A 24,580-nucleotide genomic window follows, 5' to 3' on the forward strand; every position below is an offset into this window, starting at 1 on the left:
TTTTTCAGACGGTTCTATTTTAACATGCATCAGCCGGAACGTCCCAAAAAAACTCCCCTGAACATGGGGAGTTTGGTAAGGATCATGATTCTACATTAAAGGGACCGGGCAGATCGACAGGTTTTGTTAAATCATACCCTCCTACTTCCTCCACTCCCATTCCACCAAAGGTGACCCGGGACATCCCGAAATGGCGGGCCGTAGCTGAAACAGCCTCAATCATCAGAATGAGTTCCTGTTCGCTCTTCCACTCCTGATGAGTAATGTCCAGCTGTACATGCCCTTCTTCAACCTTATCGACGGCAAATTCCACATGGTCTGGTACAGAGGGTCTGATATACGTTCCTCCACCTTTCTCCTTCATCAAGTTCAACACGTCTTCCAGCGATGGTTTCCCTTCCGTAGGAACCGGAGCCAGATAAGAGGAGGACTGGGCGTTATACTGGTACAGCTTAAACATATACTCCCCTTCCGAAATCGGGTCCAGGCTGTTCAGTTCCCCGTAATTCCCCATCGGGACCGAATCATAGGAAGGACGATTCAACGCAATGGTTCGCACTCCTTTTCCTTCCAGCTCCCAGCGGATACTTTCCATGAGCATTTGCACATACGCAGTTCCTGCCGGCTCAAATTCATCCGGAAAAGTAACCTCCGCCTTTTTCGTCTCTTCATCAATATCAATCTCGACGTTCTGTAGAAGCCTGTCTGACAGCCCTTTCTCCTCCGCTTTTTCCTTTGTATAAGGAAGAGCATCGTGAGTGGAAACCGGAATAACAACTTCCGCATTCCTTCCCGGATAAGCGAATGTAAACCACTCATCCTCCTTGATAGAGAACGATCCATCGGGCGCCTCAGAAGACTCCCCCTCTTCCTTCGCAGCGGATCCTGCAGAACTTTCTTTTTCAGGGCTCTCCAGAGACGGGGAAGCTTCATCACTGGTCTGTGTGGAAGGCTGGGTATTCAATTGTTGATTCTGTGCCATAAAGACAGGGATAAAGACGGCGAGCAGTACGAGCACGGCACAGACGGCAAATCCAGGCCCCAGCCACGAAGGGATACGTTTTTCCTTCCGGTGTAACTTTTGGTTGACTGCCTTGTAGAGAACATCTCTGGATTGATGATCTTTTATGGAAGGAAGCCTGGATAACTGCTTTTCCACGTTCTGTCTATTAGATTTTTTCATATTCTCCTCCCCCTCCTTTCACTGAATCTGTATATTCTTTCACGGTTTTCAGCGCTCGATGCTGTGTCGTTTTCACTTTACTTTCTGTCCAGCCCGTAACCTCGGAAGTTTCCTTAATCGAAAGCCCCTGGATATAACGGAGGATCAAAACGGTCCGCTGATCGACAGAGCAATGGTTCATCGCCAGGTAGACATGCCGCACATCCTCACTCTGGATAATGATTTCTTCAGGGAGTGGAGCGCGGTCAGGAAGCTGGGCGCCCTTATCGCCCCAGTCAAAAAATTCAGCCACACGATCCCGCGTCCTTTTCTGACGGCGGAAGTGATCGATGGTTACGTGACGAGCAATGGAAAACAACCACGTTTTTTCCGAGCTTTTCCCATGAAAAGATTGATAGGATTTCAACACTTTCACGTAAACATCCTGGACAAGATCCTCCGCCAGGTTACGGTCTTTTACCATATAAAAAATGAACTGAAACAGGTCCTGGTGGTAATGATCATAAAGTTCATCAAAGAACGCTCTCAATGGCTGTACCTCCTGCGATACTTATTTAGACGCTCCTATGTATCAAACGTTACACTTTCATCTTAAAGTCTTCGTTTAGAAAAGAAAACCAGATCTTTCAAACGTCCAAAAAAAACGTAGAAGCAGCCTGCAGCAGGCAGCTTCTACGTTACGGATGGTAAGGGATCTTGAAGGTGAAGGTTGTCCCTTCTTTCAGCCGGCTGTGAACACTGATTGAACCTTCATGAGCCTCTACAATGTTCTTCGTGATGGCAAGACCAAGGCCGGTCCCTTTCTTGTAATTCTTATTTTCACGCTTTCTTGATTTATCTGCTTTATAAAAACGCTCGAATACAAACGGCAGATCCTCTTCAGGAATGCCGAGGCCGGAGTCACTGACCGCCCCCACCCATGCCCCGGTTCCGGCTTCCACACGAATCATGACTTCGCCGCCTGTTTCTGTATGACGGATGGCATTATCAATCAGGTTGGTAAACACCTGCTCGATCCGGTCGGGATCAAAAGAGGCCGTTTCCACTTGAGGATCTATAGCTGAATGAAGGATCACGCCCTTTTCATTCGCAACCCCCTGGAACTTCCTGATGATCTTATGCATGTAGGATTCCATATCCAACGTCTCCATGGACAACTGGATATGCCCCGCCTCCATACGGGCCAGATCGAGCAGTTCATTGACGAGCCTGCCGATCCGAAGCGATTCATCATGGATAATCTGAGCCAGTTCATTCTTTTCCTCTTTGCTTTCCGCGATGTCGTCCACAATAGCTTCACTGTAGCCCTGGAGCATCGAAATAGGCGTGCGAAGCTCATGGGATACATTGGCAATGAAATCTTTCCTTAGTTTATCCAGACGCCTCTCATCTGTCATATCCCTTAGAACAGCCACCGCACCACGGATTTTCTGACGATCGTATAGAGGCGTCATTAAAATCACCCATGAACGCCCCTGAAGAGTTGCCTCTGTCATCAGCTCCTGTTCTTCGATAATGACGCGCTGCAGCAGTTCCTGTAATGGTTCAGGAAGATCTACGTGTCCATCTGCCCCTTGATTTTCAAACTCATATGCCTCCAAGTACTGTTCAGCAGGCGGATTGGATACAAGAACATCCCCTTGACGGTTCACGGTAATAACCCCATCCGCCATGGACCGAAGAATCCCGGACAGCTGTTCTTTCTCATGATTCAGGGCATTAATATGAAATTTCAGCTCCCGACCCATCCGATTAAAAGCCATAGCAAGCTCGCCGATTTCATCATGAGTACGGATCGGGATTTTCGTATTGAAGCGGCCTTTAGCAAGTTCAAGGGCGCTTTCCCTCATTTTTATCAAAGGCGAGGTAATTCTCGTCGACAAGAAGAAAGCAAAGATGGTAGTTAAAACAATGGCAATCCCTGCACCAAGGAAGATGATTTTAGTCGTTTGTTCAGAAGTCTCTTCAATCGTATCCAGCGACTGATAGACAAACACCGCCCCCTGACCCTCGGTGAGGGGTGTACCTACAACCATAATGCCGGTTTCTCCGGCACTCAGATCAGCTACCTTTTTCACGTCCATGCCTTCTTCCATAACCGTGGATAAATCAGGGTCGCTTCTAAACCAATCATAATTGATGACAGGAAGATTCTCAGAGGAGCTTTCCGCCGCAATCTGACGGTCCGGGCCCCACGTAATGACAGCCCGGCTCGCAGGATCTTTGACGAGTTCTGTCGTAGACAAAAGAAGATCCTCATCCGACTCATACCTCTCCACCACTTCCGATATTTTATCAGCGGTCTGGAGAAGATGCCGTTCCGCCTCAAGAATGTGGTAATTCTGAAAAAACTCCAATAAAAGGATGGTTAAAATAAACAGAACAAAACATACGAGAAAGAGGATGGTAAACCACAATTTACCTACGACACTACGCCAGAACATCAATCGCCGGAGACCTCAAATTTATAGCCGATGCCCCATACCGTTACAATCATTCCGGCAGCTTCTGCGGACACTTTACTGAGTTTTTCACGCAGTCGTTTCACATGGGTATCGACCGTTCTCAAATCCCCGAAAAATTCGTACTGCCATACCTCTTTCAAAAGCCTTTCCCTATCAAAAACCTTATCCGGGGCCTGCGCCATAAAATGCAGTAGTTCATACTCTTTCGGTGTCAAAGATACTTCATTCCCATCAGCGGTTACACGGTGGGCATCATTATCAATCGTCATATGAGGAAAAACAAGGACGTTGCGGGCAGAGGTTTCCGTTTCCAAAAACTTCGTCGAGGAAGACCTGCGCAGCAGGGCCTTCACCCGCAGAACCACTTCCCTCGGACTGAAAGGCTTCACAATATAATCGTCAGCCCCTGCTTCAAAGCCCTGGACACGATTCGCTTCTTCTCCTTTGGCCGTCAGCATAATCACCGGTGTCGCTTTCTTCTCACGCAGTTCACGGCAGACGTCAATGCCGTCTTTCCCCGGAAGCATCAAATCCAACAAGATCACATCATAATCTTCCTGGACCGCTTTTTGGAAGGCTTCTTCGCCATCCTCTGCCTCCTCAATCACGTAATCTTCTCTTTCAAGATACATACGGATCAACCGGCGGATACGTTCCTCATCGTCCACGACCAGTATTTTAGCTTCTCGTTCCATAATATCTTCCTCCATTACCATTTAAATCGATTGAATGTACAGCAAGGGCAGCACGATTCAAAACCGTCTGCCCTTGATCTTATGCATAAGAATGCAAACCTGAAATGATTAAGTTAACGGCGATCAAATTAAACATAATGATACCGAAACCACCAACAGCCAGCCAGGCAGACTTCATCCCCTGCCATCCGCGGGAAAGGCGGAGGTGCAGATAAGCGGCATAAAAGAAGAAGGTGATCAAAGCCCAGACCTCTTTCGGGTCCCAGCCCCAGAACCTGTCCCATGCCTGCTGGGCCCAAATCATAGCGAAGATCAGTGCCCCGAGCGTAAAGACCGGAAACCCGATGGCTACCGCCCGGTAAGACACTTCATCAACAAGCTCAGGATTAACCTTTTTCAACAGCGGCTGAATGACCGCCGCAATACGTCTGCGGAAAACGAGGCGTAAGCCCCAGTAAAGAACAAGTCCGCCAGCGACAGCCCAGAGGAATGTATTGAATTTCTTCGCTGCATCTTCGCCACGCATCCATTCAGGAGCATCAAACAAAGGAGATACCGCATCTTCAGTCAGTAATTCCCCTCCAGCAGGGCCTGCAATGGCGGGCATCTCATAGGTGATGGTCATCGGCTGTCCTTCGACTGGTGCTTCAAAATCCGCCTGGTAATTAAGAGCACTGAAGGTTGAGGAAAGTACGATAAACGCAACTGTAGCGGCAATGATATAGATGACAAACTCAAGCCACATCGTATGCTTGGATCGTTTCGTCTGATCCACCTGCCGGATAAGAAAGATTAAACCGGCGACAAAGCTTACGGACAGGATTCCTTGACCGAGAGAAGCTGTGGTTACATGAATATAAAGCCAGTGCGACTGCAGGGACGGGACGAGAGGTGAAATCTCTGTCGGAAACATGCTCGCAAATGCAATGAGAAGCAGAGCAATCGGCAGGGCAAACAGACCCAGCAGATCCACACGGTAAATAAAGTAAAGGACAATAAAAGCAAAAACGAGCATCATCCCAAAGAATGTCGTGTATTCAAACAAATTACTGACTGGGGCATGACCACTTGCTCCCCACCTTGTAAAGAAATATCCAAGCTGCGTAAGAAATCCTATGATGGTAATCGTAATACCGATATTTCCAGCCACTCTGCTGCTGCCTTTCTTCTTATCTCTTATTGTTCCCCCGAAGAAGAAGGTAGCCGTCAAGTAGATGAAAAATGCCGCATAAAGCAGGTTACTGCTTATGGTCGTTAAATCTCCCATGTTCATCCTCCTGACTCTATGATTTCATTTCGTGCTGATCGACGGGAGCTTCTATTCCTGTTCCCTCAATCGCTTTATCAATCTCCATCCTTAATGCATACCAGTTTTTATTCGTATGCCCTGCAATCCAGACACCATCACTTCTAGGCTGAAGCCAGATTCTGCGGTGGTTCCAGTACATGCCCTGGGCAACACCGATCATAAAGACAGCGCCTCCAAAAGCAATCAGCCAGAGCGTTTCATCCTTTTTCACGGTCAGACCGGTCACATCCCTGACATCAAATTCAGTCAGACCGAGCTTGTACTCATTTTCACCACCAGCATCAACATTGGCTCCTATACCGAGAAAACTGGTTTCAGGTTCAGACTCCCCTGGAGGAAATAATTGAAAAACAAAGGCCGGGTTCCTTGGATACTTCGACACGGAAACCGGTTCCCCATCTTCCAGTTCATAATCAGGAAAATAGTTGGCGATTTCCACCCTGTAGCCTCCGTCCAGTTCATATGTAGATTGAGGATCTGTCAGATCGACGGTGAATTCTCCATAGTTGGTCGATTCGTCATCCTTGTCATGAATCTTAAAGGACATTTCCTTGAATTCATTCAGCTGATAACTGGCTTGATAAAGGGCATAATCACCGAATTTCAAAGGATTGTTCATCGTGGATGCCCCTTCTTTGACCTGCTCCAGCTCCGGTTCAGCTCCCGGGACATCCGAATTGGTGCGCTCATAGATCACAGCATCCGTCCGGAAGGTTTTAGGAATGGCTCCATTCTGATTTTCAATCGCTTCTTTAAACCGGGCATCATCAGGATTATCCTTGTCATACGTTTCCAGTGTAAAAGCTTTATTTTCAATATAATACTGCCCATCCGTTCCGGAAATTAAAATGGTTTCCCCTTCCCGGACCCAGATGAATTCATCGACATAAAAAGCCGGGACGAATCGGAGAAGAGCCCCGATCAGAAAAATGATCAGGCCGATGTGGTTGACATACGGTCCCCACCGGGCAAACCGGTTTTTCTCCGCCAGCAGATGACCATCCTGTTCAAACACACGAAAACGCCGTTTCTTCAGGTTGGCTTTGAAACGCTCCACATCCACTTTCTGAGTTTCTGTCGTTCCGAACACCCGCTGTTTTTTCATAAACAACTCATGCCGTTTCGGCTTCTGGTTTTTCAAGGTTTTGTATAGAGGAAAAAATCGGTCGATGCTGGCAATAACGATGGAAATACCGATCATGGCAATCAGCAGCATATACCACCAGGAACTGAATAAATCATGAAAACCAAGCTGATAATAAATCTGACCTGCGATTCCGTATTGATCCCGGTAGTGGGTGGCCGGATCAGCATTCCCAGGTATAAACACTTCCTGTGGAAAAATCGTTCCTACTGCTGAAGTTATGACAGTAATAAAAATGAGCCAAACGCCCACTTTAACAGAGGAAAAGAAATTCCATATTTTATCAACCATCGTCCGGTTATACGTCTGGGACCTGCGGGCACTGCCATCATAGCGCATGTTCAGCAATTCCTTCTGGTCATTGCCGTCAATATGCTGATTCCCCTCGATCGGTTTTCCGCAGGACTCACATAAAACGGTACCTTCGGGGTTTACGTGTCCACACTCACAGGTAATCTCATTCATAATAAAACCTCACAATATATAAGTAGACTCTATTCCTCTGGTGAAATCTCCTGCAGGTACCCCTCCAGTTTTTCCAATGTCAGCGGGCCGATCACCTGCTCTTCAATATCACCTTCCGGATTGATGAATAAGGTCGAAGGGATCGGACCGATGTTATACAGATCCATCACCTGTCCTTTTTTATCCTGAAGAATCGGGAAGGAGAGGTTATATTCATTCACAAAGTTTTCTACAACCAATTCTGTTGAATCCAGGTTGACGGCAAGGATCTCCACACCTTTTTCCTTATACTCGGCGTATAACTCTTCCATATAAGGCATCTCATCCTTGCACGGACCACAATAGGTGGCCCAGAAGTTCAGCATGACCCCCTGCCCTTCCAAATCACTCAATTGAACCGTTTCTTCCGTACCGAATTTCTTCAATTGAAAATCAGGCGCCTCTTCCCCTTTGGCAACAGCCACCTGATCATCTTTTCCATTTGCCACGAGAGCAAAAACGACAAGGCCAATCATAACCGTCAGCATGGCAGCCCGGAAGATCAGCCTTTTTTTCTTTTTCCGGATGGTTTTCTCTTTCATAGCCGTCACTCCCAGATCATTATATCATCGATTGGAAAGTCAAAATATGAACGTTATTCAACATTTTCTTCAGCGAGCTGGCGCAGCTGTTTCACTTCAAAAGGCTTCAGAGGACGATAATCTCCGGCATTCAGCCCTTTAAGGTCCAGCGTTCCGTATCGTTCACGTTTCAGTTTATCTACCGGGAAACCGAGGGTATCGAACATACGGCGCACCTGACGGTTTTTCCCTTCATGCAGAATAACCTGAACGATTGCTGTATTTTTTCTGGAATCCGTAGAGTTGATTTTTGCATGGACAGCTTTTAAATACTCCCCGTCCACCGTGATCCCTTTTTTCAACTGCTTCAACTGTTCCGGTGTCGGAATCCCTTTCGTTTTTGCGATATATACTTTGTTGACTTCATGGCTGGGATGCATAAGCATATTAGCGAAGTCCCCGTCATTAGTGAGCAGGATCAAGCCGGATGTATCATAATCCAGGCGTCCGATCGGGAAAATCCTCTCTTTCACTTCAGGAAGAAAGTCTGTTACGACTTTCCGGCCTTTGTCATCGCTTACACTGGAAATCACACCTCTTGGTTTATAGAGCATGAAATAGACAGGTTCCTCTTTATCGATCGGGACACCCTCTACTTCAACATCGTCGTTTTTTCCAACCTTTGTTCCAAGTTCCGTGATAATTTCACCATTCACTTTCACTTTTCCATCCAAAATCATCTGTTCTGCTTTTCTTCGTGATGCAACACCGGCATGGGCGATCACCTTTTGTAGTCGTTCCTTCTCTGCCATACGACCGTCACCAACTTTCTTCTGTTTCTAAAATCTCTCATGTCCCCTGCAGCTTTCCTTAAGCAAGTGAACATACCATTTACATTATACACATTCTATATAGGTTTGAACAAAAAAATCATCCTATCATTGGAATAGGATGATCACAATTATGATTGATGCCAGTATACCAACTAAATCTGCAAGGAGTCCAACCTTCAATGCATCGCCCATCCGCTTGATTCCTACAGCACCGAAATAGACGGTGATGATGTAAAGCGTAGTATCTGTGCTCCCCTGCATGACGGATGCCAGATAGCCGATGAAAGAATCAGGGCCGAACGTGCGGATCAGTTCTGTTGTCATACTCAATGCGGCCGTTCCCGAGATGGGCCGGATAAAAGCCAGCGGCAGAATTTCCTCCGGTGCGCCGAAAGCATTCATAACGGGTTCGAACAATACGAGCACCGCTCCCATAGCTCCTGAGGCCTGAAAGACGGCGATGGATACCATCATGCCTAGAAGGAAGGGCAGCAGGGACACAGCAATCTGCAGCCCTTCCTTACTCCCTTCTACGAAAACCTCATAAGAGGGAATCTTTTTTATGGTAGCCGTGACCAGTACGAGGCAGATGATTCCCGGAATCAGCCATATACTGATCATAATCCAAGCCTCCGCTTTCTCCTGTAATAAAAATAGCGGTCGATGCAGAGGGCGGCGCAGGTGGAAATGATTGTGGCCAGTATGGTAGCCCCGATGATCGATGTAGGGTCAGAGGATCCATATTTCATCCTGACCGCTATAACGGTTGTAGGAATCAACGTTAACGAGGATGTGTTGAGGGCAAGCAGGGTAATCATGGAACGGCTGGCATGGTCCGAACCGGATAGATCCTTCAATTCCTTCATCGCCTTCAGCCCCATCGGCGTCGCTGCATTCCCCAGCCCGAACATATTGGCCGTCATGTTCGATAAAATGTATCCAAGTGCAGGATGGTTGTCCGGGATATCTGGAAAGATCCGGCGGACTACAGGTTTAAATAACACAGCAAGTCCTCTTAACAATCCAGCTTCTTCCGCGATCTTCATCAGCCCAAGCCAGAACACCAGCACCCCCGCGAGACTGATCGTAATCATAACAGCCTCATCCAGCGTCTGAAATATCGCCTGGTTGACCTCTTTCATTGTGCCGTTGAATGCCGCATAAACAATACCGATGATTGCAAGAAGCGCCCAGATCAGGTTGACCATGGCGCCACCCCCATCATCCGGTGAAGAAAATCACCGACTTCCCGCAGAAAAGACTGCGACGGCCGTTCTTTCCAAACGGCTGCTTCTACGATTGGGACGCGGCCCGACTTGTAATAAGTAACCCCTGCCATGATTTCCGCCCCTTCTTCTACAGGGTAAAACACGGCCTCCAACTGCTCTTTTTCAGATGGAAGTAATGGATAAGCTAAATCTCTCGGTACATAATAGGTTTCTCCCCCCACTTTCACCGTGCCTTTCTTCTGCAGAAGGACGGTTTCAAAATGGGCGAATCCCCACTCGAACATGTTTCTATGATCATTCCAATCGTCCGGTGCATTCAAAGTGACCGCAATCAATTCCATTCCCTCTTTAGCAGCAGAGGTGACCAGCGTCCGTCCTGCTGCCTTGGTGAAACCTGTCTTTCCACCATTTGTCGGATCATAATACTGAGTGAGCATTTTGTTCTTGTTCATCCACGCATAGTCCCTGTTTTCTGAAAGGTAGGATTCGCTTCCCGTAATTTCACGAAACGTTTCATCTTTCATTGCATAAGCCATCAGCAGGCCTAAGTCGTAGGCGCTCGAAAGATGGGATTCCCCGTCCAGGCCGTGGGGGTTTTCAAACCGGCTGTCATTCATCCCGAGCCATGCGGCCTTATCATTCATCATCTGGACAAAGCCTTCAACACTTCCTCCCACATGTTCAGCTATAGCAACCGCTGCATCATTCCCACTCCGGAGCATGAGACCATAAACAAGATCCTTTAAGCGGATACTTTCTTTTTCTGTTAGATAAATGGAAGATCCCTCTGTATACACGGCTCTCTTACTTACGGAAACCTTCTCATCCATTTTGCCTGATTCAACGGCAATCAACGCCGTCATGATTTTAGTTGTACTGGCAATCAAAGCTGGTTCGTAGGCATCTTTTTCATACAGGACCCGTCCGGATGCTGCATCCATCAAAACCGCATGCTCGGCTGATACAGACAGCGCTCCTTCAGCTTGAACCGGGTGTAAACTAAACCATTGGAAAGCGAGCAGGGCGGTCAAAATCATATATAAACACCTTTTCAAGAGGAGCTCCTCCCATTCTAGTCGTTTGCTACACCTTATGCCTGAATGTACAGGCATATGAATCATGAAGTTCCCGCCCAGTCGTAAAAAAATGCTGCCCCTGGATCAGGAGCAGCAAGTGTCAGTCTTCATCATTTAATGGATCTTTCTCAAATTTTTCAAAGAAAAGATCGGCATCTCCTGCCATATCCTCAGGGTGTTGCAGGTCCTCAAGAGGTGGAAGGTCGTCGATCGATGTCAAACCAAAGTAAATCAAAAAGTCCTTCGTCGTTCCATAAAGAATTGGACGACCAATAGCGTCCTTGCGTCCTTTTTCTTCAATCAGACCTCTATTGACAAGGGTTTGTATAGAGCGGTCACTTTTCACCCCGCGCAGATCGTCCACTTCAATTCTCGTTATCGGCTGCTGATATGCGATGATCGCCAGCGCTTCCAGAGACGCCTGCGAAAGTCTGGTTGCGCTCGGGGAATCCAGCAGACGTTTGTAGTAGGACGCATGCTCGGGTTTCGTTGTAAGATGCAGGGTTCCCTGGGACTCCATAATCATCAGCCCCCGGGATGGATGCATATAAGCTTCCTGCATACTCTCAATCAAATCATCTACAGAAGATTTGTCTATTCCCAACAAATCCATCAACTTCTTTTTCGGCACTCCTTCTTCACCGGAGGCAAACAGCACCCCTTCTATGATTGCTCTGTATTCCTCTAATTCCATGGGGCATCCTCCATCTTAAACACAATTAACTCTTCAAAATGCTTCTGCTGCACGCAGGTAATATCATTGCTTTTCATTAACTCAAGAAGGGCAATGAACGTAACGACAATATGGGGCCTCGTCCGTTTTTCGAACAACTGGTAAAACGGAGTCCCTTCTGGCGAACGCTGCATTTGATGTAATATTTCGTCCATACGCATCTGGATGGGAATTTCATCGCGCCGGACCCTGGCTTCATCGGGCTGCTTTTCTTTACTACGTTTCATCAGCCTGCCCATGGCCTGGATCATATCATAAATCGATGCTTCTCCCGGACGGACTTCCGCCTTTTCCTCTTCCTGGTCCTCTACACTTAAAGGTGGACGCGTATAGATCCGATTGGCATCCAGCTCTTTCTGCTTCAATTCATCCGCGGCCTGCTTGTATTTACGGTATTCGATCAAGCGCCGCATCAATTCTTCCCGTGGGTCTTCTTCGAGTTCCATATCTTCCATATCTTCTTCCATTTGAGGCTGAGGAAGCAGCATCTGTGACTTTATAGCCAGCAGTGTTGCAGCCATCACCAAATATTCACTGGCAAGATCAAGTTCTAATTCCTGCATCGTGTGAATGTAATGCATGTATTGATCCGTTATCTGTGAAACAGGAATATCATAGATATCAATTTCGTATCGATTGATAAGATGTAAAAGAAGATCCAGAGGCCCTTCGAAGCCTTCCACTTTCACTTGGTAGCTTTTTGTCATGTTATTCTTCCTTTACCACTGATTCTTCACTTTTATCATATCAGAAATGTTCTTATGCCAACAGGTGGTCTAAACGGTGCCCCTTGTAGATGAATGGGTGTATCCTATAAACTATAGAGAGCGGGCACGCCGGTTTCGAAAAAATGACGCGGACCAACAGGCTTCCGCTTGAAATGGAGTAATTGCAATGTACCCTTCTCTTTACTTGGAATTTCTGGCCCATTTTCATGGGACAAGAGATTACTTTGAATGCCACGAAGTGCTCGAGGAGCACTGGAAAAATACAGACCCCGGCAACCGACAGTCTGTATGGGTTCTGCTTATACAAACAGCTGTGGCTATGTACCATGACCGGCGGGGCAACCAAAACGGCGCTGTCACTCTTTTAAAAAGGTGCGTCCATCATATGCCTGCACAGCGGGAATCCCTTGTACATCTGGGGATTGATCCAGTCCACATGGAACAAAAGCTTTCCTCAGAACTCTGTCGTGTACGCAGCGGTGAACCCTATGTAAGCTGGAACTTTTCCATTACGGACCCACAGCTTTTACAGGATGTTGATGAAATCTGTCAAAGTTGGGGAGTGGCATTCGGATCACCCAGCAGGATGGAAGATGAAAGACTGATTCATAAACATAAGCGCAGAAGATAAATTTCCCCATGAGAAAAGAGGTGCCGCAGAGGCACCTCTTTTATCTTACAACTGGGAAGAAGCACTTTCCTCATCACATTTTTCAATGAACGTTTCTGTAGCTGTGTCAGCACAGATTTCACATTGATCTTTAAAGTGAAGACGGATGCTTTGAATCATCCTGCGTCCAATCCCCTGATTACGGTGGGATGGATTAACGGAGACGTGCTGTACGACGGCTCTGCCGTCCTCCAGACGGACGCCCACCGCCCCCAGAATATCTTCTTCTTTCCATAAAAACAGATACCAGTCAGGATCTGCATCATACCGCCGGATGACATCCTGCAGATTGCGGACGTCTGTAACTTCCGGCATAAAGGAAAGCAGACCCATAGCTATCTTTTCAAAAGATTTTTTATATCGAATCAGCATATTAACCCCTCAATTATGAAATAACTAATCGTATTGGTTATCCACATACATTTAAGTCATATCATTCTATTCAAGTAATTGTCCACTTGTCTGTCAGGCCGGACACCACGATTTTACATAACAATGCCAAACCAGTAAAACAGGCCCCAGCCAATGCTGAATAAAGCGAGAATGGTAAACAGTGTCCAGTTTTTCCATTTCATCTTGTATCCCCCGGTCGAACGAATTTCTTATCCCCGTTCAATAAGAATATAGCAACAGGATAAAATATTCAACCCTCTCTCCACAAGCGCAACAGACTACTTAAGAGTGATGATACAGCATGGCGCCTGTGACGGGAATCAGGCGGACACCCGGTCACCTTACGTCTCCCTCTCTCAATGAATGACTCACCGTTCATTTCATAAGCAGATGTAACCGCTCTTTTCCTCCCCGCCGGACAGAAAAAGAGGAGCCGCTGATCCAACAATGGGTCATTGTCTTTTCAAGCCGGCTCATCCAATACCTTATTTATCTTCTACTCTTACCTTCTGCATAACGTCACCGACACGTACACGGTCAACGATATCCACACCTTCAATGACTTTTCCAAATACCGTATGACGGCCATCAAGGTGAGGCTGCGGAGAATGACAGACAAAGAACTGACTTCCTCCTGTGTCCTTGCCTGCATGGGCCATAGACAAGGATCCGCGCTCGTGCTTATGCGGGTTTCCTTCTGTTTCACATTTAATTGTATATCCAGGACCACCAGTACCTGTTGCGTTCGGGCAGCCTCCCTGAATGACAAAGTCAGGAATAACACGGTGGAAAGTCAGGCCGTCATAAAACTCATCGTTGGCCAGTTTCTCGAAATTGGCTACCGTATTCGGCGCAGCTTCCTCATAAAGCTCAGCCACCATTTTCTCACCGTTTTCAAATTGAATCGTTGCTTGTTTCATTTCTCTTTCCCCTTTCCATTCTCGTATGACAAATCCAGTCTGGTCATATCCTGATAACTTTCTCTTTGGACGACCAGCTGATGTTCCCCGTTTTCCACAAACACAACTGCCGGTTTTTGAAAGCGGTTATAATTACTTGCCATAGCATAACCATACGCTCCTGTACTGAAAACTGCAAGTGTATCTCCATGCTCAACAGCAGGAAGCGCCACATCCCATATTAGCATATCTCCGGATTCACAGCACTTCCCGGCAATTGAATAGGTATTTTCTTTAGGCTCATTCATTTTCTCCGTAAGGGCGGCTTCATATTTTGCATTGTACAAAGCAGGCCGGATGTTATCCGTCATTCCCCCATCAACTGATAGATAAGTCCGCACGTCCGGAATGTTTTTCACAGAACCTACTGTATAAAGGGTCGTACCCGCTTCTCCCACAATCGCCCGGCCGGGTTCAATCCAGATCTCAGGCATCGGGTAGTCGAACTGACGGGATAAGACTTTCACCTCTTTAATAAGAGCGTGTGCGTACTGATCCAGCTCAAGCGGCTGATCCTCTTCCGTATACTGAATTCCGAATCCTCCACCAAGATTGACGACAGAAGCTTCATAGTGATAGGTGTCCTTCCACTCGTGAAGGGTGCGGAATAGGCGCTGGGCAGCCATTTGAAAACCATCCGTTTCAAATATCTGGGAACCGATGTGGCAGTGAAGTCCCTTCATGTGTATATTCGGGTCTTCCTGGACTTTCTGAAACGCCTCCTCGGCCTGGCCGCTGCTCAAGTCAAACCCGAACTTGGAATCTTCCTGACCTGTGAGAATATAGTCATGGGTATGCGCTTCTATCCCTGGTGTAACACGAAGAAGCACATCCATCGTTTTATTTTGTTCTTTCAATACAGCGCTCAGCAGTTCAATTTCAAAGAAGTTATCGACAACAATGCATCCAATGCCGCAGCGCACAGCCATCTCAATTTCCTGGATGTTCTTATTGTTTCCATGCATATGGATTTTTTCTACTGGAAAACCTGCTTCGAGAGCAGTGTGAAGCTCTCCCTGGGAAACGACGTCAAGGCTAAGCCCTTCCTGATGGGCGACTTGAAGGATCGCTGTGGAAGAAAAAGCTTTACTGGCATAAGCGACCTGGGCAGGAACGTTATATTCTTCGAATGTACGTACAAACGCCTGCGCATTCGCACGGATTCGGTCGACATCATAGACAAATAACGGCGTGCCGTAGTGGTGGGCGAGCTCATTTGCCGGCACTCCGGCAATCATAAGCTGCCCTTGTTCATTTACTTCGTGATTCATACCATCCCGCCTTTTTTGTTCAAACGTATGTACTTGGAATAAAAAGAAAATGCCCTTTATTGGTAAAGGACATTTTTTTAATTGTCTATAATTTATCACATTGCTGAAAGACCGGCAATATGATTATTTCTGCCGCTGGTTATTTTGAGGGTGGACCACACTCGGCCGCACCTTGAGTGACGGCATACTGAGCCGCAGTATAATCTGCAGCGCTGCTTTGGCATTGAAAGGCAGGAAAGGCCAGAGATAAGGCGTGTTCAGCGATTTTGTATGAGCCAGTAGTAGAACGAAACCAAGGAAACCGATCATTAAACCTTTGATACCAAAAGCGGCTACTAAAATGACAAACAGCACACGGGCCATCTTATTGGCCACGGACAATTCATAACTGGGAGTGGAATAGGACCCGATTGCGGCAACGGCTACATAGAGGATAACCTCCGGGACAAACATTCCCACGTCAATAGCAATCTGCCCGATCAGCACGGCCGCAATCAGACCCATAGCTGTCGATAACGGTGTCGGGGTATGAATGGCGGCAATCCTGAGCATTTCGAGACCGAGATCCGCAAGTAGAATTTGAATAATGATCGGTATGGCCGTCTCTTCATTCGGGCCGATAAAAGCCAGCGCCTGAGGGAGCAGATCCGGCTGCATTACGAAAAGCATCCAGAGCGGCAGTACAAATATGGATGAAAAGATTCCAAAAAAGCGCACCCAGCGGACAAATGTACCTACGGCCGGTGCCTGCCTGAATTCCTCCGCATGTTGAACATGATGGAAGTAGGTCGTCGGCGTAATAATCACACTCGGGGAGGTGTCCACCATAATGACGACGTGCCCTTCAAACAAGTGGGACGATGCCACATCCGGTCTCTCCGTATAGCGGACAAGCGGAAACGGGTTCCTCCCCTGCTTAACGAGGAATTCTTCAACCGTCTTATCTGCCATGGAAAGTCCATCGATATCGATGTTTTTAATTTCACTCTTAATCAAATCGACAAGCCCGGGATCTGCGACATCCTTGATATAAGAAATGCAGATATCGGTCTTTGACCTTTCTCCTACTTGAAGAATTTCATGACGAAGACGTTCATCACGAATTCTCCGCCTTGTTAAAGCAGTATTTTCAATAATATTTTCAGTGAATCCGTCCCTGGATCCTCGGATCACTTTTTCTGTATCCGGCTCTTCCGGTGTACGGCCCGGGTAGGTACGGACATCCACGATGAACGCTTCTGTCTCTCCTTCTACAAAAATGATGATCAGCCCGGATAACAACTGGGTGATGCACTGGTTCATATCTGAAGAGGATTCCACCTGCTGGTGTGGAATATCGTTCTTGATCCGCGAGCGGATGGAATCCTCTTTTTCCGAACCTTCATTCAATTCGAACAGCTGCCTCATAATTTCTACTATGATGGGTGTCTCTACAAGACCTGTCACATAATACACATTGACTTCTGTTCCAAGAATATGAACGGTGCGGAATCCAAGATCAAAGGATTGTTCAACCCCTATCCTCTCGTTCATTGCTTTTCTATTCTGTTCCAGTTTCATAACGATGGGTGCTTCTTTTTGATCCGGCATTCCTTTCACTCCTTGAGGCATCATTATCCTTTCGGTTTAAAAAACACAGCAACGATAAAGCCAAACAAAATGGCAGAGGCAATTCCTGCAGACGTTAGTTCGAAAATGCCGACAGCTATTCCGATGAACCCATGCTTTTCCGACTGTTCCATCGCTCCGTGCAGAAGGGAATGTCCAAAGCTGGTAATCGGCACCGTAGCCCCCGCCCCTGCAAACTCAATGAGTTTATCATAAATGTCGAAAGCATCGAGAACCGCCCCCGCCACAACAAAGGAGGACATCACGTGGGCAGGTGTCAGTCTGAATACATCAAGCAGGATCTGGCCGATGACACAGATTCCTCCCCCTACGATAAAAGCCCATAAAAAGGTCATGAGGCTCCCTCCCCACGCTTTAATACAACTGCATGCGCTATACCTGGAATCGATTCCTTCTGCTGAATCATCATCGGACTCATCAAAGCTCCGGTGGCTGCGACGAGCACCTTGTTATATTTTCCGTCCATCAAATCCTTTAGCAGTTTTCCATACGTGACCACAGCGGAACAGGCACAGCCGCTCCCCCCGGCAAATACAGGCTGATCGCTGTGATAGACAAGCATGCCGCAGTCTTTATGGACTTCACTAAGGTCATACCCATCCTGCTTCATCATATCTCTGAAAATCGGCGAACCTACAGATGATAAATCCCCCGTCGCTATCACATCATAATCCGAAGGCATTCTCCCCATATCCTCCAGGTGGGTTTTAATCGTATCCCATGCCGCCGGAGCCATAGCGGATCCCATATCAAAAGGATCCTTGATGTTATAATCCATCACCCTTCCGATTGTTGCCGCTTCAACTTGAACAGGGGAAGGAGTCCTGGAAAGAAGAGCGGCACCGCTTCCGGTTACCGTATACGTCGCTGTTTTCGGCTTCTGTCCTCCATATTCCGTCGGGTAACGAAATTGGCGTTCGGCTGTACAATTATGGGAACTCACCGCTACTAAAGCCTGATCTGCAAACCCGCTGTCGACAAGAGCCGCGCCTGACGCCAGGGTCTCCATGCTCGTCGAGCAGGCACCGAACATGCCGAGAACGGGAATACCAAGCTGGCGGGCCACGTAATTTCCAGTCACGTTTTGATTGAGAAGATCACCCGCAAGGAACAAATCGATGGCGGACTGATCGACTCCTGCTTTTTGGAGACACGCGTATACCGCATCAAACATCAGCTTCCTTTCCGCCAGTTCCCAGTTGGATTCTCCACAATGGAGTTCCTTATGGATTACATCATACGTCGACCCGAGAGGCCCTTCCCCTTCCATCGGTCCGACAGCTGTACCTGAAGCCTGTATATAAACTTGATTGGAAAATGTCCATGTGTGCTTTCCAGCTTTACCCATTCCTGTTTCCTCCTAGAATATAAGTGACCAAAGGTATCGGAAAATCCCTAAAACATAAGCAGCCACGACACCGAAGACAATGACCGAACCCGCAAGTTTAAACAGGTTGGTCGCCACCCCGAGAACAAGGCCTTCTGATTTATGTTCAAGGGCTGCACTCGTAATCGAGTTGGCGAAACCAGTCACCGGTACAGCCGATCCAGCCCCCGCAAACTGCCCCAGCTTGTCGTAAACACCAAAACCTGTCGCGAGCGCTGCTAAGAGAATAAGGGTGGCCACTGTAGGATTCATTGCATTTTCTTCATTATAGTCAAACCAATGTATATACATTTGTGATAACAATTCTCCGAACACACAGATGAGGCCGCCTACAATGAATGCTTTTATGCAGTTCATTACATAAGGCGGCTTCGGTTGATAGGATTTGACGGCATGTTCAAAATTCTGCTCATTCAAAGGCTGCTTATCCATACATATCCCTCCAATTTGCGGATTATCTGACAAAAATGATCCATTGAAACAGCGAACCTGCGATTTTCCCAAGCACCAGCGCCATTAATAACGTAAAGAGATAACCATCGACTCCTATCCTTTTAAAAAGCAGAGGAAAAACGTTCAACACTTCTGTGAGAGCCGCTGCAAGCATACCGATGAAGATCCCATGAAACAGCCCCCACACGCCGAGCCCCCACCATGTCATCTGAAGAGGAAAGCTGCCAAATGATAAATAAATCCCGAAAAACACACCAGTGATGACCGCCCATTCGTAATGCCTCAACTTTGATTCCGAATGGCTCAACTGCATGAGACGCGGTACAATACCGAGGACAGTCAGGAATGCTACAAATCCTGTGCCGACGGCAATCCCTGAAGCCAGTCCGATTAAGATTTCAACGATCCACATCCTTTTTTTCCACCTTATTTTCTTTAATGGCTACATAATGATCCAGATCCTCCTGGTAGTTAAAGATCTCCACTTCCATGGGACTCGGTTCTTCATTGAACCTTTTCTGGAACCAATGGTTAAAAAATAAGATCATACCGATTCCCAGTCCGATCGAATAAGGAATTTGTATCCATAATGGATATTCGGCTTCCCGTCCTGTCAGCATCAAGTGCAGCTTCTGCTGCACGGACTGCATGCTGACATCGAAATGGAAATTCATAATAGCCATGGCGGCTCCGATAAATAATAAGATCCAAATAGCACTGATCAACATGGGATTCGGTTCCTTCCCGTGTTTCTCTATATGCACGACGCAGCAGGATGGGCCGATCAATTGGACTTCTGTACCAGGCTGTTGATGAAGGATCTGCTCCACAATCATGAACGCGTCAATGACGACAATGTTCTGGTCCTCGGGTGTCACGGCATGCAGAACAATTTCCTTCAAAGGGGCGATCTGCTGTTCAGCCCCTGTGATTGCAGCCGTATCCTTAAGACGAATTTCTGCCTGAGGATGAACGTAAATGGACTGCTTCAGACGAATATAGACGGGTGCTGTCATCTTTCACGCCCCCTGTAATGGTTAGATACGTTTATTATGCGTGGTGCAGCGGAAATCATACGCCACCCTCTCCTCGCTGCAGCAGGTGTCCAATAAAAAAACTGCACCTTCAGCAGGCGCAGTCCTTTAACTCGTATCATTCATGGTAGCTTTCATATCCGCCAGAATCTTTTTCTCCAGCCGGGACACCTGGACCTGTGATATGCCAAGCCTCTCAGCAACTTCTGTTTGTGTTTGGTCTTTATAATACCTGAGATAAATGATGAGACGCTCCCGTTTATCCAGCCGGCTCATGACATCCTGCAGTGTAAGCTGATCAAACCAGCTGTCATCCTCCTCAGCGATTTGGTCAACAAGGGTAATGGGGTCTCCTTCATTTTCATAAACGGTTTCATAAATGGACTGAGGTGCCCGGCCGACATCCTCTGCCTGGACAATTTCCTCCTTGGACATACCGAGAGCCCCGGCCAGTTCATTGACGGTTGGCGACCGGCCATATTCCTTTAAAAGCTCTTCTTTTTTCGCCCGGACTTTATGATTCAGTTCCTTCAGACTGCGGCTTACCTTGACACTGCCGTCATCTCTGATAAACCGTTGAATTTCACCAATAATCATAGGAACGGCGTACGTAGAAAAACGCACATCATAACTAAGATCAAATTTATCAATGGACTTTAAAAGACCGATGCAGCCGATTTGATAAAGATCATCCTGATCATACCCCCGGCGCAGATAACGCTGCACCACCGACCAAACAAGCCTGGTATTCTTTTCAACAAGAAAATCCCTGGCCTCTTGATCTCCTGCCTGACTTCTCTTAATCAATGCCTTTACATCTTTATCCGACAGACGTTCTTTAGTGGCATCTCCCATAGGCGCAGCCTCAATTACAGAGCGCACGGGTGGACGTCAGCTGCTTGGTCATACGGATGGTCGTCCCGACCCCGGGCTCAGATGTGATATCCACTTGATCCATAAAGTTCTCCATAATTGTAAATCCCATACCGGAACGCTCCCATTCCGGTTTGGAGGTATATAAGGGTTCCTTGGCAAGATCGATATTATCAATACCGCTCCCATGGTCCTTGATAATCAATTCAATTTCTTCTCCATCCATGGCACAGGTAAGAACAATTTTTTCGTCACTCTTTTCTTCATAGCCATGAATAATCGCATTGGTAACCGCTTCGGATACAACGGTTTTAATATCTGTCAGCTCCTCCATCGTCGGGTTGAGCTGACTGATGAAGGAAGCGACGGAAACCCTGGCCAGAGATTCATTGGCGCTGATACTTAGAAACTCAAGGGTCATTTCATTCCGCATGATGCCACCCCCAGACTTTCCAGTGCAGCGGCTTCATTATCCATCAGCTGTATTATTTTGAATAGACCGGACATATCAAACAAGCGTGTAACTTCAGGGGATACAGAACAAACGACCATGACATTCCCTTTAGCCTGTACTTCTTTATAACGACCAAGCATCACACCAAGGCCGGAACTGTCCATAAAGGATAGTTTTTCCAAATTGACGATCACATGTTCTACCGCTTCATTTTCCAGATGTTTCTGCCAGGCTTCCCTCAAGTATCCTGTTTCATGATGATCGAGCTCTCCATTTAAACGAACGATTAAAACATTTTCCCTGACAGCGAATTGACTTTGAAGACTCAAGTGAATTCCTCCTCTGACATTTAAGAGTCCCTAAGTCTTTTCGTCCTTTTCTGAGTCATTTCCTGCTCTGGTACAATACTAGTGGGAAAGTGCTAAAACCTCTGAAAGCTCGTCAAATTCCTCCAGGACCGTTCCCATAACTGGAAAAATCCTGCTTCTTCCACTGGTTCTGAAGTTTCCAGACGTACTTTGGCGACTTCCTCACCACCATTTTTTACAACAACCCATCCCATGTGCGCCCCTTTTTCATAGGGAAGACTTCGACTGTCGTCTACCTTCAACTCTGTTTCATAATCTGTCTTTTTGTCATTTTTCTTCTTCAGAACAACAACATCTTTCTCCGGTTTCAACACCGCTTGACGAGGCTCTCCCCTTGTCAGGTTCAGCGTTGTCATCGCATCATCCTTGGAATAAAGCTTAACACCTTCAAACTGGGAAAACCCATAGTCCAGCAGACTCGAAACATCAGCATTGCGCTCTTTCGGGGTGGCCGCCCCCATAACGACTGCAATCATATGCATATCATTCCGCTGGGCGGATGCAGTCAGGCAGTATTTCGCTTCGGAGGTGTAGCCTGTTTTCAAACCATCCATTCCGGGATAGGTTTTGATGAGCTTGTTCGTATTCACCAGCCAAAATTCATTATCCTGTCCTTTACGCAGATAATCATCATAAATCTTTGTATAGGTGGTTACTTCATCGTGGAGAAGTAATTCACGGGCCATAACAGCCATATCACGGGCGGTACTCAGGTGGTTTTCAGCCGGTAGTCCCGTCGGATTTTCAAAATGGGTGTTTTTTAAACCGAGCGCCTCTGCTTTTTTGTTCATCATCGCTACAAATTCTTTTTCACTACCGGCAATTCGTTCAGCCATTGCTACGCTGGCATCATTACCGGAAGCTACGGCGATTCCTTTGAGAAGGTCTTCCACTGTCATCTCCTCCCCAGCTTCAAGGAAAATCTGCGACCCTCCCATGGATGCGGCATGTTCACTGACGCGGACCATTTCGTCCAGAGTGATTCCGCCCTTTTCCAGTTCCTCCATGATCAATAAAAGCGTCATGACCTTTGTCATGCTTGCTGGAGGCAGCTTCTTATCTGCATCCTTATCAAAAAGTGTCCGCCCGCTGTTTTTTTCCATCAGCACAGCCGATTTGGCTGAGTTCACAATATCCAATGACGCCTTTTCCTCCGCTGATATGCCCGCCGGAAGGACAGCGGCGGATAAACACATAGCCAGGATGACACCTATTAATTTTCTCATTCCCTAAACCTCCCATATAGCTGTAAGTGCCCCTAGCTTTCCCTTTCCATGATCTTCTATACAAACCTCTTTGCCGCATGTTTTTTATGATCATCCCCATAAAAAAAGACGGAGCCACTGGGACTCCGTCTTCCGGTTTATTTAATGATGTTGTGGATCAACGTAGGTTTTTCCACCTGTTCGTTCGAAATCGTATACGCCTGCTGGACCTTTTGGATCGAGTCTTCCGGCTGTTCATCATCACTTAGAAGAACGACGAGAGGTTCTCCCGCTTTTACCGAATCACCAATCTTTTTCTTCATCGTAATTCCGACGCCATGGTTGATTTCATCATCCTTTGTCGCACGACCTGCACCGAGGTACATAGCGGCAACACCAATGGATTCCGCGTCAATAGCTGAAACGAATCCATCTTTGTCGGCTTTTACTTCTACTTGATACTTCGCCTGCGGAAGTTTGGAGAGATCGTCGATCATGGATACATCTCCCCCTTGTGCTTCAATAAGGTTGCGCAGGGATTGAAATGCCTTGCCGTTTTCAATATTGGCTTCCAGCGCTTCATATGCATCCTCGTAACTAAGGAACTTATCAGCCAGGACAGCCATATGGGAAGCGATTTCCAAGGATAGTGTACGAAGGTCTTCCACAGGGCTTCCCTGTAGTATTTCCGCCGCTTCCTTAATCTCGTTCGCATTTCCAACTTCATAACCGAGCGGCTGGTTCATGTCACTGATCACTGCTACGGTTTTTCTTCCCAGGTTATTACCAATATTCACCATTTCACGCGCAAGAGCTTCGGAATCCTCCAGTGTCTTCATGAAGGCACCCGTTCCTGTTTTTACATCCAAAACGATGCTGTCTGCCCCGGATGCAATCTTCTTACTCATGATTGAACCGGCGATGAGAGGCAGGGAGTTGACTGTTCCAGTTACGTCCCTCAGTGCATAAAGCTTCTTATCAGCTGGTGCCAGATTGCCTGTCTGTCCTGCAACCGCGAGCTTGAATTTGTTGACATTCTCGATGAACTTCTCTTTGCTCATCTCAATTTCAAGGCCTTTGACAGATTCCAGCTTGTCCAGTGTCCCGCCTGTATGACCGAGGCCGCGCCCGGACATTTTCGCAACGGGAATACCAATGGATGCAACAAGAGGCCCTACAATAAAGGTCACTTTGTCACCGACACCGCCTGTCGAGTGCTTATCCACTTTCTTCCCATCAATTTCCGAAAGGTCGATCGTTTCACCAGAGTCGACCATCGCTTTCGTCAACGTTGCCGTTTCCTCCTGTGTCATCCCCTGGAAATAGATGGCCATCGTAAGGGCGGACGCCTGGTAATCAGGAATGTCTCCTTTTGTATACCCTTCCACAAAAAACTGTATTTCTTCTTTGGTGAGTTCCCCGCCGTCACGTTTTTTAACAATTACATCATACATTCTCATGTCC

Annotated in this window: 28 protein-coding genes; 1 reads left to right on the forward strand and 27 read right to left on the reverse strand. The window is 47.1% G+C overall.

Features of this window, described 5'->3' with window-relative positions:
• Positions 1–82 precede the first annotated feature (82 nt).
• The 13 genes from ACXAJH_RS03620 to ACXAJH_RS03680 all read right to left on the reverse strand — a co-directional run bounded on the left by ACXAJH_RS03620 (position 83) and on the right by ACXAJH_RS03680 (position 12,399).
• The gene (locus tag ACXAJH_RS03620; protein ID WP_474968717.1) at positions 83–1,183 is read right to left on the reverse strand and encodes a hypothetical protein; all 1,101 of its coding nucleotides are present in this window, start codon (positions 1,181–1,183) and stop codon (positions 83–85) included.
• Positions 1,170–1,712 carry an RNA polymerase sigma factor SigX gene (gene sigX / locus ACXAJH_RS03625; protein WP_474993112.1) on the reverse strand — a complete coding sequence of 181 codons (543 nt, stop codon included), beginning with the start codon at positions 1,710–1,712 and terminating at the stop codon, positions 1,170–1,172. The genes ACXAJH_RS03620 and sigX overlap by 14 nt, the downstream gene beginning before the upstream one ends.
• 148 nt (positions 1,713–1,860) lie before the next feature.
• Positions 1,861–3,627 carry an ATP-binding protein gene (locus ACXAJH_RS03630; RefSeq protein ID WP_474968719.1) on the reverse strand — a complete coding sequence of 589 codons (1,767 nt, stop codon included), beginning with the start codon at positions 3,625–3,627 and terminating at the stop codon, positions 1,861–1,863.
• Positions 3,627–4,343: a response regulator transcription factor gene (locus tag ACXAJH_RS03635; protein ID WP_474968720.1), complete on the reverse strand. Its 717-nt coding sequence runs from the start codon at positions 4,341–4,343 to the stop codon at positions 3,627–3,629. The genes ACXAJH_RS03630 and ACXAJH_RS03635 overlap by 1 nt, the downstream gene beginning before the upstream one ends.
• A gap of 79 nt (positions 4,344–4,422) precedes the next feature.
• Positions 4,423–5,610, reverse strand: coding sequence for a c-type cytochrome biogenesis protein CcsB (gene ccsB, locus ACXAJH_RS03640; protein ID WP_474968721.1), 1,188 nt, complete (start codon positions 5,608–5,610; stop codon positions 4,423–4,425).
• A gap of 16 nt (positions 5,611–5,626) precedes the next feature.
• Positions 5,627–7,261 carry a cytochrome c biogenesis protein ResB gene (gene resB, locus ACXAJH_RS03645; RefSeq protein ID WP_474993114.1) on the reverse strand — a complete coding sequence of 545 codons (1,635 nt, stop codon included), beginning with the start codon at positions 7,259–7,261 and terminating at the stop codon, positions 5,627–5,629.
• Positions 7,262–7,290: 29 nt separating this feature from the next.
• Positions 7,291–7,842: a thiol-disulfide oxidoreductase ResA gene (gene resA / locus ACXAJH_RS03650; RefSeq protein ID WP_474968724.1), complete on the reverse strand. Its 552-nt coding sequence runs from the start codon at positions 7,840–7,842 to the stop codon at positions 7,291–7,293.
• A gap of 53 nt (positions 7,843–7,895) precedes the next feature.
• Positions 7,896–8,633, reverse strand: coding sequence for a pseudouridine synthase (locus ACXAJH_RS03655; protein ID WP_474968725.1), 738 nt, complete (start codon positions 8,631–8,633; stop codon positions 7,896–7,898).
• Between the two features lie 126 nt (positions 8,634–8,759).
• Positions 8,760–9,275, reverse strand: coding sequence for a spore maturation protein (locus tag ACXAJH_RS03660; protein WP_474968726.1), 516 nt, complete (start codon positions 9,273–9,275; stop codon positions 8,760–8,762).
• Positions 9,272–9,862: a nucleoside recognition domain-containing protein gene (locus ACXAJH_RS03665; protein ID WP_027954467.1), complete on the reverse strand. Its 591-nt coding sequence runs from the start codon at positions 9,860–9,862 to the stop codon at positions 9,272–9,274. Before ACXAJH_RS03665 ends, ACXAJH_RS03660 begins: the two co-directional genes overlap by 4 nt.
• Positions 9,850–10,920: a D-alanyl-D-alanine carboxypeptidase family protein gene (locus tag ACXAJH_RS03670; protein WP_474970399.1), complete on the reverse strand. Its 1,071-nt coding sequence runs from the start codon at positions 10,918–10,920 to the stop codon at positions 9,850–9,852. Before ACXAJH_RS03670 ends, ACXAJH_RS03665 begins: the two co-directional genes overlap by 13 nt.
• 139 nt (positions 10,921–11,059) lie before the next feature.
• Complete coding sequence (gene scpB / locus ACXAJH_RS03675) at positions 11,060–11,653, reverse strand: SMC-Scp complex subunit ScpB (protein WP_474971363.1); 594 nt, start codon at positions 11,651–11,653, stop codon at positions 11,060–11,062.
• Positions 11,644–12,399: a segregation/condensation protein A gene (locus ACXAJH_RS03680; protein ID WP_474968729.1), complete on the reverse strand. Its 756-nt coding sequence runs from the start codon at positions 12,397–12,399 to the stop codon at positions 11,644–11,646. The genes scpB and ACXAJH_RS03680 overlap by 10 nt, the downstream gene beginning before the upstream one ends.
• Before the next feature lie 187 nt (positions 12,400–12,586).
• Between ACXAJH_RS03680 and ACXAJH_RS03685 the strand changes: the two genes are divergently transcribed.
• Entirely contained in the window at positions 12,587–13,051 is a 465-nt protein-coding gene (locus ACXAJH_RS03685; RefSeq protein ID WP_474971362.1) for a DUF309 domain-containing protein, read from the forward strand.
• Positions 13,052–13,096: 45 nt separating this feature from the next.
• Here the strand turns inward: ACXAJH_RS03685 and ACXAJH_RS03690 are convergent, their stop codons facing one another.
• The 14 genes from ACXAJH_RS03690 to ACXAJH_RS03755 all read right to left on the reverse strand — a co-directional run bounded on the left by ACXAJH_RS03690 (position 13,097) and on the right by ACXAJH_RS03755 (position 24,576).
• Positions 13,097–13,462 (reverse strand): GNAT family N-acetyltransferase, encoded by a 366-nt coding sequence (locus tag ACXAJH_RS03690; protein WP_474968731.1) that lies wholly within the window; start codon positions 13,460–13,462, stop codon positions 13,097–13,099.
• Positions 13,463–13,968: 506 nt separating this feature from the next.
• The gene (locus ACXAJH_RS03695; RefSeq protein ID WP_474993116.1) at positions 13,969–14,403 is read right to left on the reverse strand and encodes a peptidylprolyl isomerase; all 435 of its coding nucleotides are present in this window, start codon (positions 14,401–14,403) and stop codon (positions 13,969–13,971) included.
• Entirely contained in the window at positions 14,400–15,713 is a 1,314-nt protein-coding gene (lysA, locus tag ACXAJH_RS03700) for a diaminopimelate decarboxylase (RefSeq protein ID WP_474993117.1), read from the reverse strand. Before lysA ends, ACXAJH_RS03695 begins: the two co-directional genes overlap by 4 nt.
• A 123-nt stretch (positions 15,714–15,836) precedes the next feature.
• Entirely contained in the window at positions 15,837–17,303 is a 1,467-nt protein-coding gene (locus tag ACXAJH_RS03705) for a spore germination protein (protein WP_474968734.1), read from the reverse strand.
• 23 nt (positions 17,304–17,326) lie between these two features.
• Positions 17,327–17,677, reverse strand: a complete 351-nt coding sequence (spoVAE, locus tag ACXAJH_RS03710) for a stage V sporulation protein AE (RefSeq protein WP_474968735.1) — start codon at positions 17,675–17,677, stop codon at positions 17,327–17,329.
• Entirely contained in the window at positions 17,674–18,690 is a 1,017-nt protein-coding gene (gene spoVAD / locus ACXAJH_RS03715; protein WP_474968736.1) for a stage V sporulation protein AD, read from the reverse strand. Before spoVAD ends, spoVAE begins: the two co-directional genes overlap by 4 nt.
• A gap of 12 nt (positions 18,691–18,702) precedes the next feature.
• Positions 18,703–19,161 (reverse strand): stage V sporulation protein AC, encoded by a 459-nt coding sequence (spoVAC, locus tag ACXAJH_RS03720; RefSeq protein ID WP_474968737.1) that lies wholly within the window; start codon positions 19,159–19,161, stop codon positions 18,703–18,705.
• Between the two features lie 22 nt (positions 19,162–19,183).
• A complete protein-coding gene (locus tag ACXAJH_RS03725; RefSeq protein ID WP_027954479.1) occupies positions 19,184–19,594 on the reverse strand; it encodes a stage V sporulation protein AB in 411 nt (136 codons plus the stop codon).
• The gene (locus tag ACXAJH_RS03730) at positions 19,581–20,198 is read right to left on the reverse strand and encodes a stage V sporulation protein AA (protein WP_474971360.1); all 618 of its coding nucleotides are present in this window, start codon (positions 20,196–20,198) and stop codon (positions 19,581–19,583) included. The genes ACXAJH_RS03725 and ACXAJH_RS03730 overlap by 14 nt, the downstream gene beginning before the upstream one ends.
• 126 nt (positions 20,199–20,324) lie before the next feature.
• Positions 20,325–21,071 (reverse strand): RNA polymerase sporulation sigma factor SigF, encoded by a 747-nt coding sequence (gene sigF, locus ACXAJH_RS03735; protein WP_474993119.1) that lies wholly within the window; start codon positions 21,069–21,071, stop codon positions 20,325–20,327.
• A gap of 10 nt (positions 21,072–21,081) precedes the next feature.
• Complete coding sequence (gene spoIIAB, locus ACXAJH_RS03740; RefSeq protein ID WP_474971359.1) at positions 21,082–21,522, reverse strand: anti-sigma F factor; 441 nt, start codon at positions 21,520–21,522, stop codon at positions 21,082–21,084.
• Complete coding sequence (gene spoIIAA / locus ACXAJH_RS03745) at positions 21,507–21,872, reverse strand: anti-sigma F factor antagonist (RefSeq protein ID WP_474968741.1); 366 nt, start codon at positions 21,870–21,872, stop codon at positions 21,507–21,509. The genes spoIIAB and spoIIAA overlap by 16 nt, the downstream gene beginning before the upstream one ends.
• Positions 21,873–21,964: 92 nt before the next feature.
• Positions 21,965–23,137, reverse strand: coding sequence for a D-alanyl-D-alanine carboxypeptidase family protein (locus tag ACXAJH_RS03750; RefSeq protein ID WP_474968742.1), 1,173 nt, complete (start codon positions 23,135–23,137; stop codon positions 21,965–21,967).
• A gap of 137 nt (positions 23,138–23,274) precedes the next feature.
• Entirely contained in the window at positions 23,275–24,576 is a 1,302-nt protein-coding gene (locus ACXAJH_RS03755) for a pyrimidine-nucleoside phosphorylase (RefSeq protein WP_474993120.1), read from the reverse strand.
• Positions 24,577–24,580 lie beyond the last annotated feature (4 nt).

The sequence above is a fragment of the Halobacillus sp. ABD4_316 genome (assembly GCF_056161385.1).

Excerpts from the sequence above, each read along its gene's own strand:
- ACXAJH_RS03620 (WP_474968717.1), bottom strand. The coding sequence starts at position 1,183 with ATGAAAAAATCTAATAGACAGAACGTGGAAAAGCAGTTATCCAGGCTT.
- ACXAJH_RS03630 (WP_474968719.1), bottom strand. The coding sequence starts at position 3,627 with ATGTTCTGGCGTAGTGTCGTAGGTAAATTGTGGTTTACCATCCTCTTT.
- ACXAJH_RS03635 (WP_474968720.1), bottom strand. The coding sequence starts at position 4,343 with ATGGAACGAGAAGCTAAAATACTGGTCGTGGACGATGAGGAACGTATC.
- ccsB (WP_474968721.1), bottom strand. The coding sequence starts at position 5,610 with ATGGGAGATTTAACGACCATAAGCAGTAACCTGCTTTATGCGGCATTT.
- resB (WP_474993114.1), bottom strand. The coding sequence starts at position 7,261 with ATGAATGAGATTACCTGTGAGTGTGGACACGTAAACCCCGAAGGTACC.
- resA (WP_474968724.1), bottom strand. The coding sequence starts at position 7,842 with ATGAAAGAGAAAACCATCCGGAAAAAGAAAAAAAGGCTGATCTTCCGG.
- ACXAJH_RS03655 (WP_474968725.1), bottom strand. The coding sequence starts at position 8,633 with ATGGCAGAGAAGGAACGACTACAAAAGGTGATCGCCCATGCCGGTGTT.
- ACXAJH_RS03660 (WP_474968726.1), bottom strand. The coding sequence starts at position 9,275 with ATGATCAGTATATGGCTGATTCCGGGAATCATCTGCCTCGTACTGGTC.
- ACXAJH_RS03665 (WP_027954467.1), bottom strand. The coding sequence starts at position 9,862 with ATGGTCAACCTGATCTGGGCGCTTCTTGCAATCATCGGTATTGTTTAT.
- ACXAJH_RS03670 (WP_474970399.1), bottom strand. The coding sequence starts at position 10,920 with ATGATTTTGACCGCCCTGCTCGCTTTCCAATGGTTTAGTTTACACCCG.
- scpB (WP_474971363.1), bottom strand. The coding sequence starts at position 11,653 with ATGGAATTAGAGGAATACAGAGCAATCATAGAAGGGGTGCTGTTTGCC.
- ACXAJH_RS03680 (WP_474968729.1), bottom strand. The coding sequence starts at position 12,399 with ATGACAAAAAGCTACCAAGTGAAAGTGGAAGGCTTCGAAGGGCCTCTG.
- ACXAJH_RS03685 (WP_474971362.1), top strand. The coding sequence starts at position 12,587 with ATGTACCCTTCTCTTTACTTGGAATTTCTGGCCCATTTTCATGGGACA.
- ACXAJH_RS03690 (WP_474968731.1), bottom strand. The coding sequence starts at position 13,462 with ATGCTGATTCGATATAAAAAATCTTTTGAAAAGATAGCTATGGGTCTG.
- ACXAJH_RS03695 (WP_474993116.1), bottom strand. The coding sequence starts at position 14,403 with ATGAAACAAGCAACGATTCAATTTGAAAACGGTGAGAAAATGGTGGCT.
- lysA (WP_474993117.1), bottom strand. The coding sequence starts at position 15,713 with ATGAATCACGAAGTAAATGAACAAGGGCAGCTTATGATTGCCGGAGTG.
- ACXAJH_RS03705 (WP_474968734.1), bottom strand. The coding sequence starts at position 17,303 with ATGCCGGATCAAAAAGAAGCACCCATCGTTATGAAACTGGAACAGAAT.
- spoVAE (WP_474968735.1), bottom strand. The coding sequence starts at position 17,677 with ATGACCTTTTTATGGGCTTTTATCGTAGGGGGAGGAATCTGTGTCATC.
- spoVAD (WP_474968736.1), bottom strand. The coding sequence starts at position 18,690 with ATGGGTAAAGCTGGAAAGCACACATGGACATTTTCCAATCAAGTTTAT.
- spoVAC (WP_474968737.1), bottom strand. The coding sequence starts at position 19,161 with ATGGATAAGCAGCCTTTGAATGAGCAGAATTTTGAACATGCCGTCAAA.
- ACXAJH_RS03725 (WP_027954479.1), bottom strand. The coding sequence starts at position 19,594 with ATGTGGATCGTTGAAATCTTAATCGGACTGGCTTCAGGGATTGCCGTC.
- ACXAJH_RS03730 (WP_474971360.1), bottom strand. The coding sequence starts at position 20,198 with ATGACAGCACCCGTCTATATTCGTCTGAAGCAGTCCATTTACGTTCAT.
- sigF (WP_474993119.1), bottom strand. The coding sequence starts at position 21,071 with ATGGGAGATGCCACTAAAGAACGTCTGTCGGATAAAGATGTAAAGGCA.
- spoIIAB (WP_474971359.1), bottom strand. The coding sequence starts at position 21,522 with ATGCGGAATGAAATGACCCTTGAGTTTCTAAGTATCAGCGCCAATGAA.
- ACXAJH_RS03750 (WP_474968742.1), bottom strand. The coding sequence starts at position 23,137 with ATGAGAAAATTAATAGGTGTCATCCTGGCTATGTGTTTATCCGCCGCT.
- ACXAJH_RS03755 (WP_474993120.1), bottom strand. The coding sequence starts at position 24,576 with ATGAGAATGTATGATGTAATTGTTAAAAAACGTGACGGCGGGGAACTC.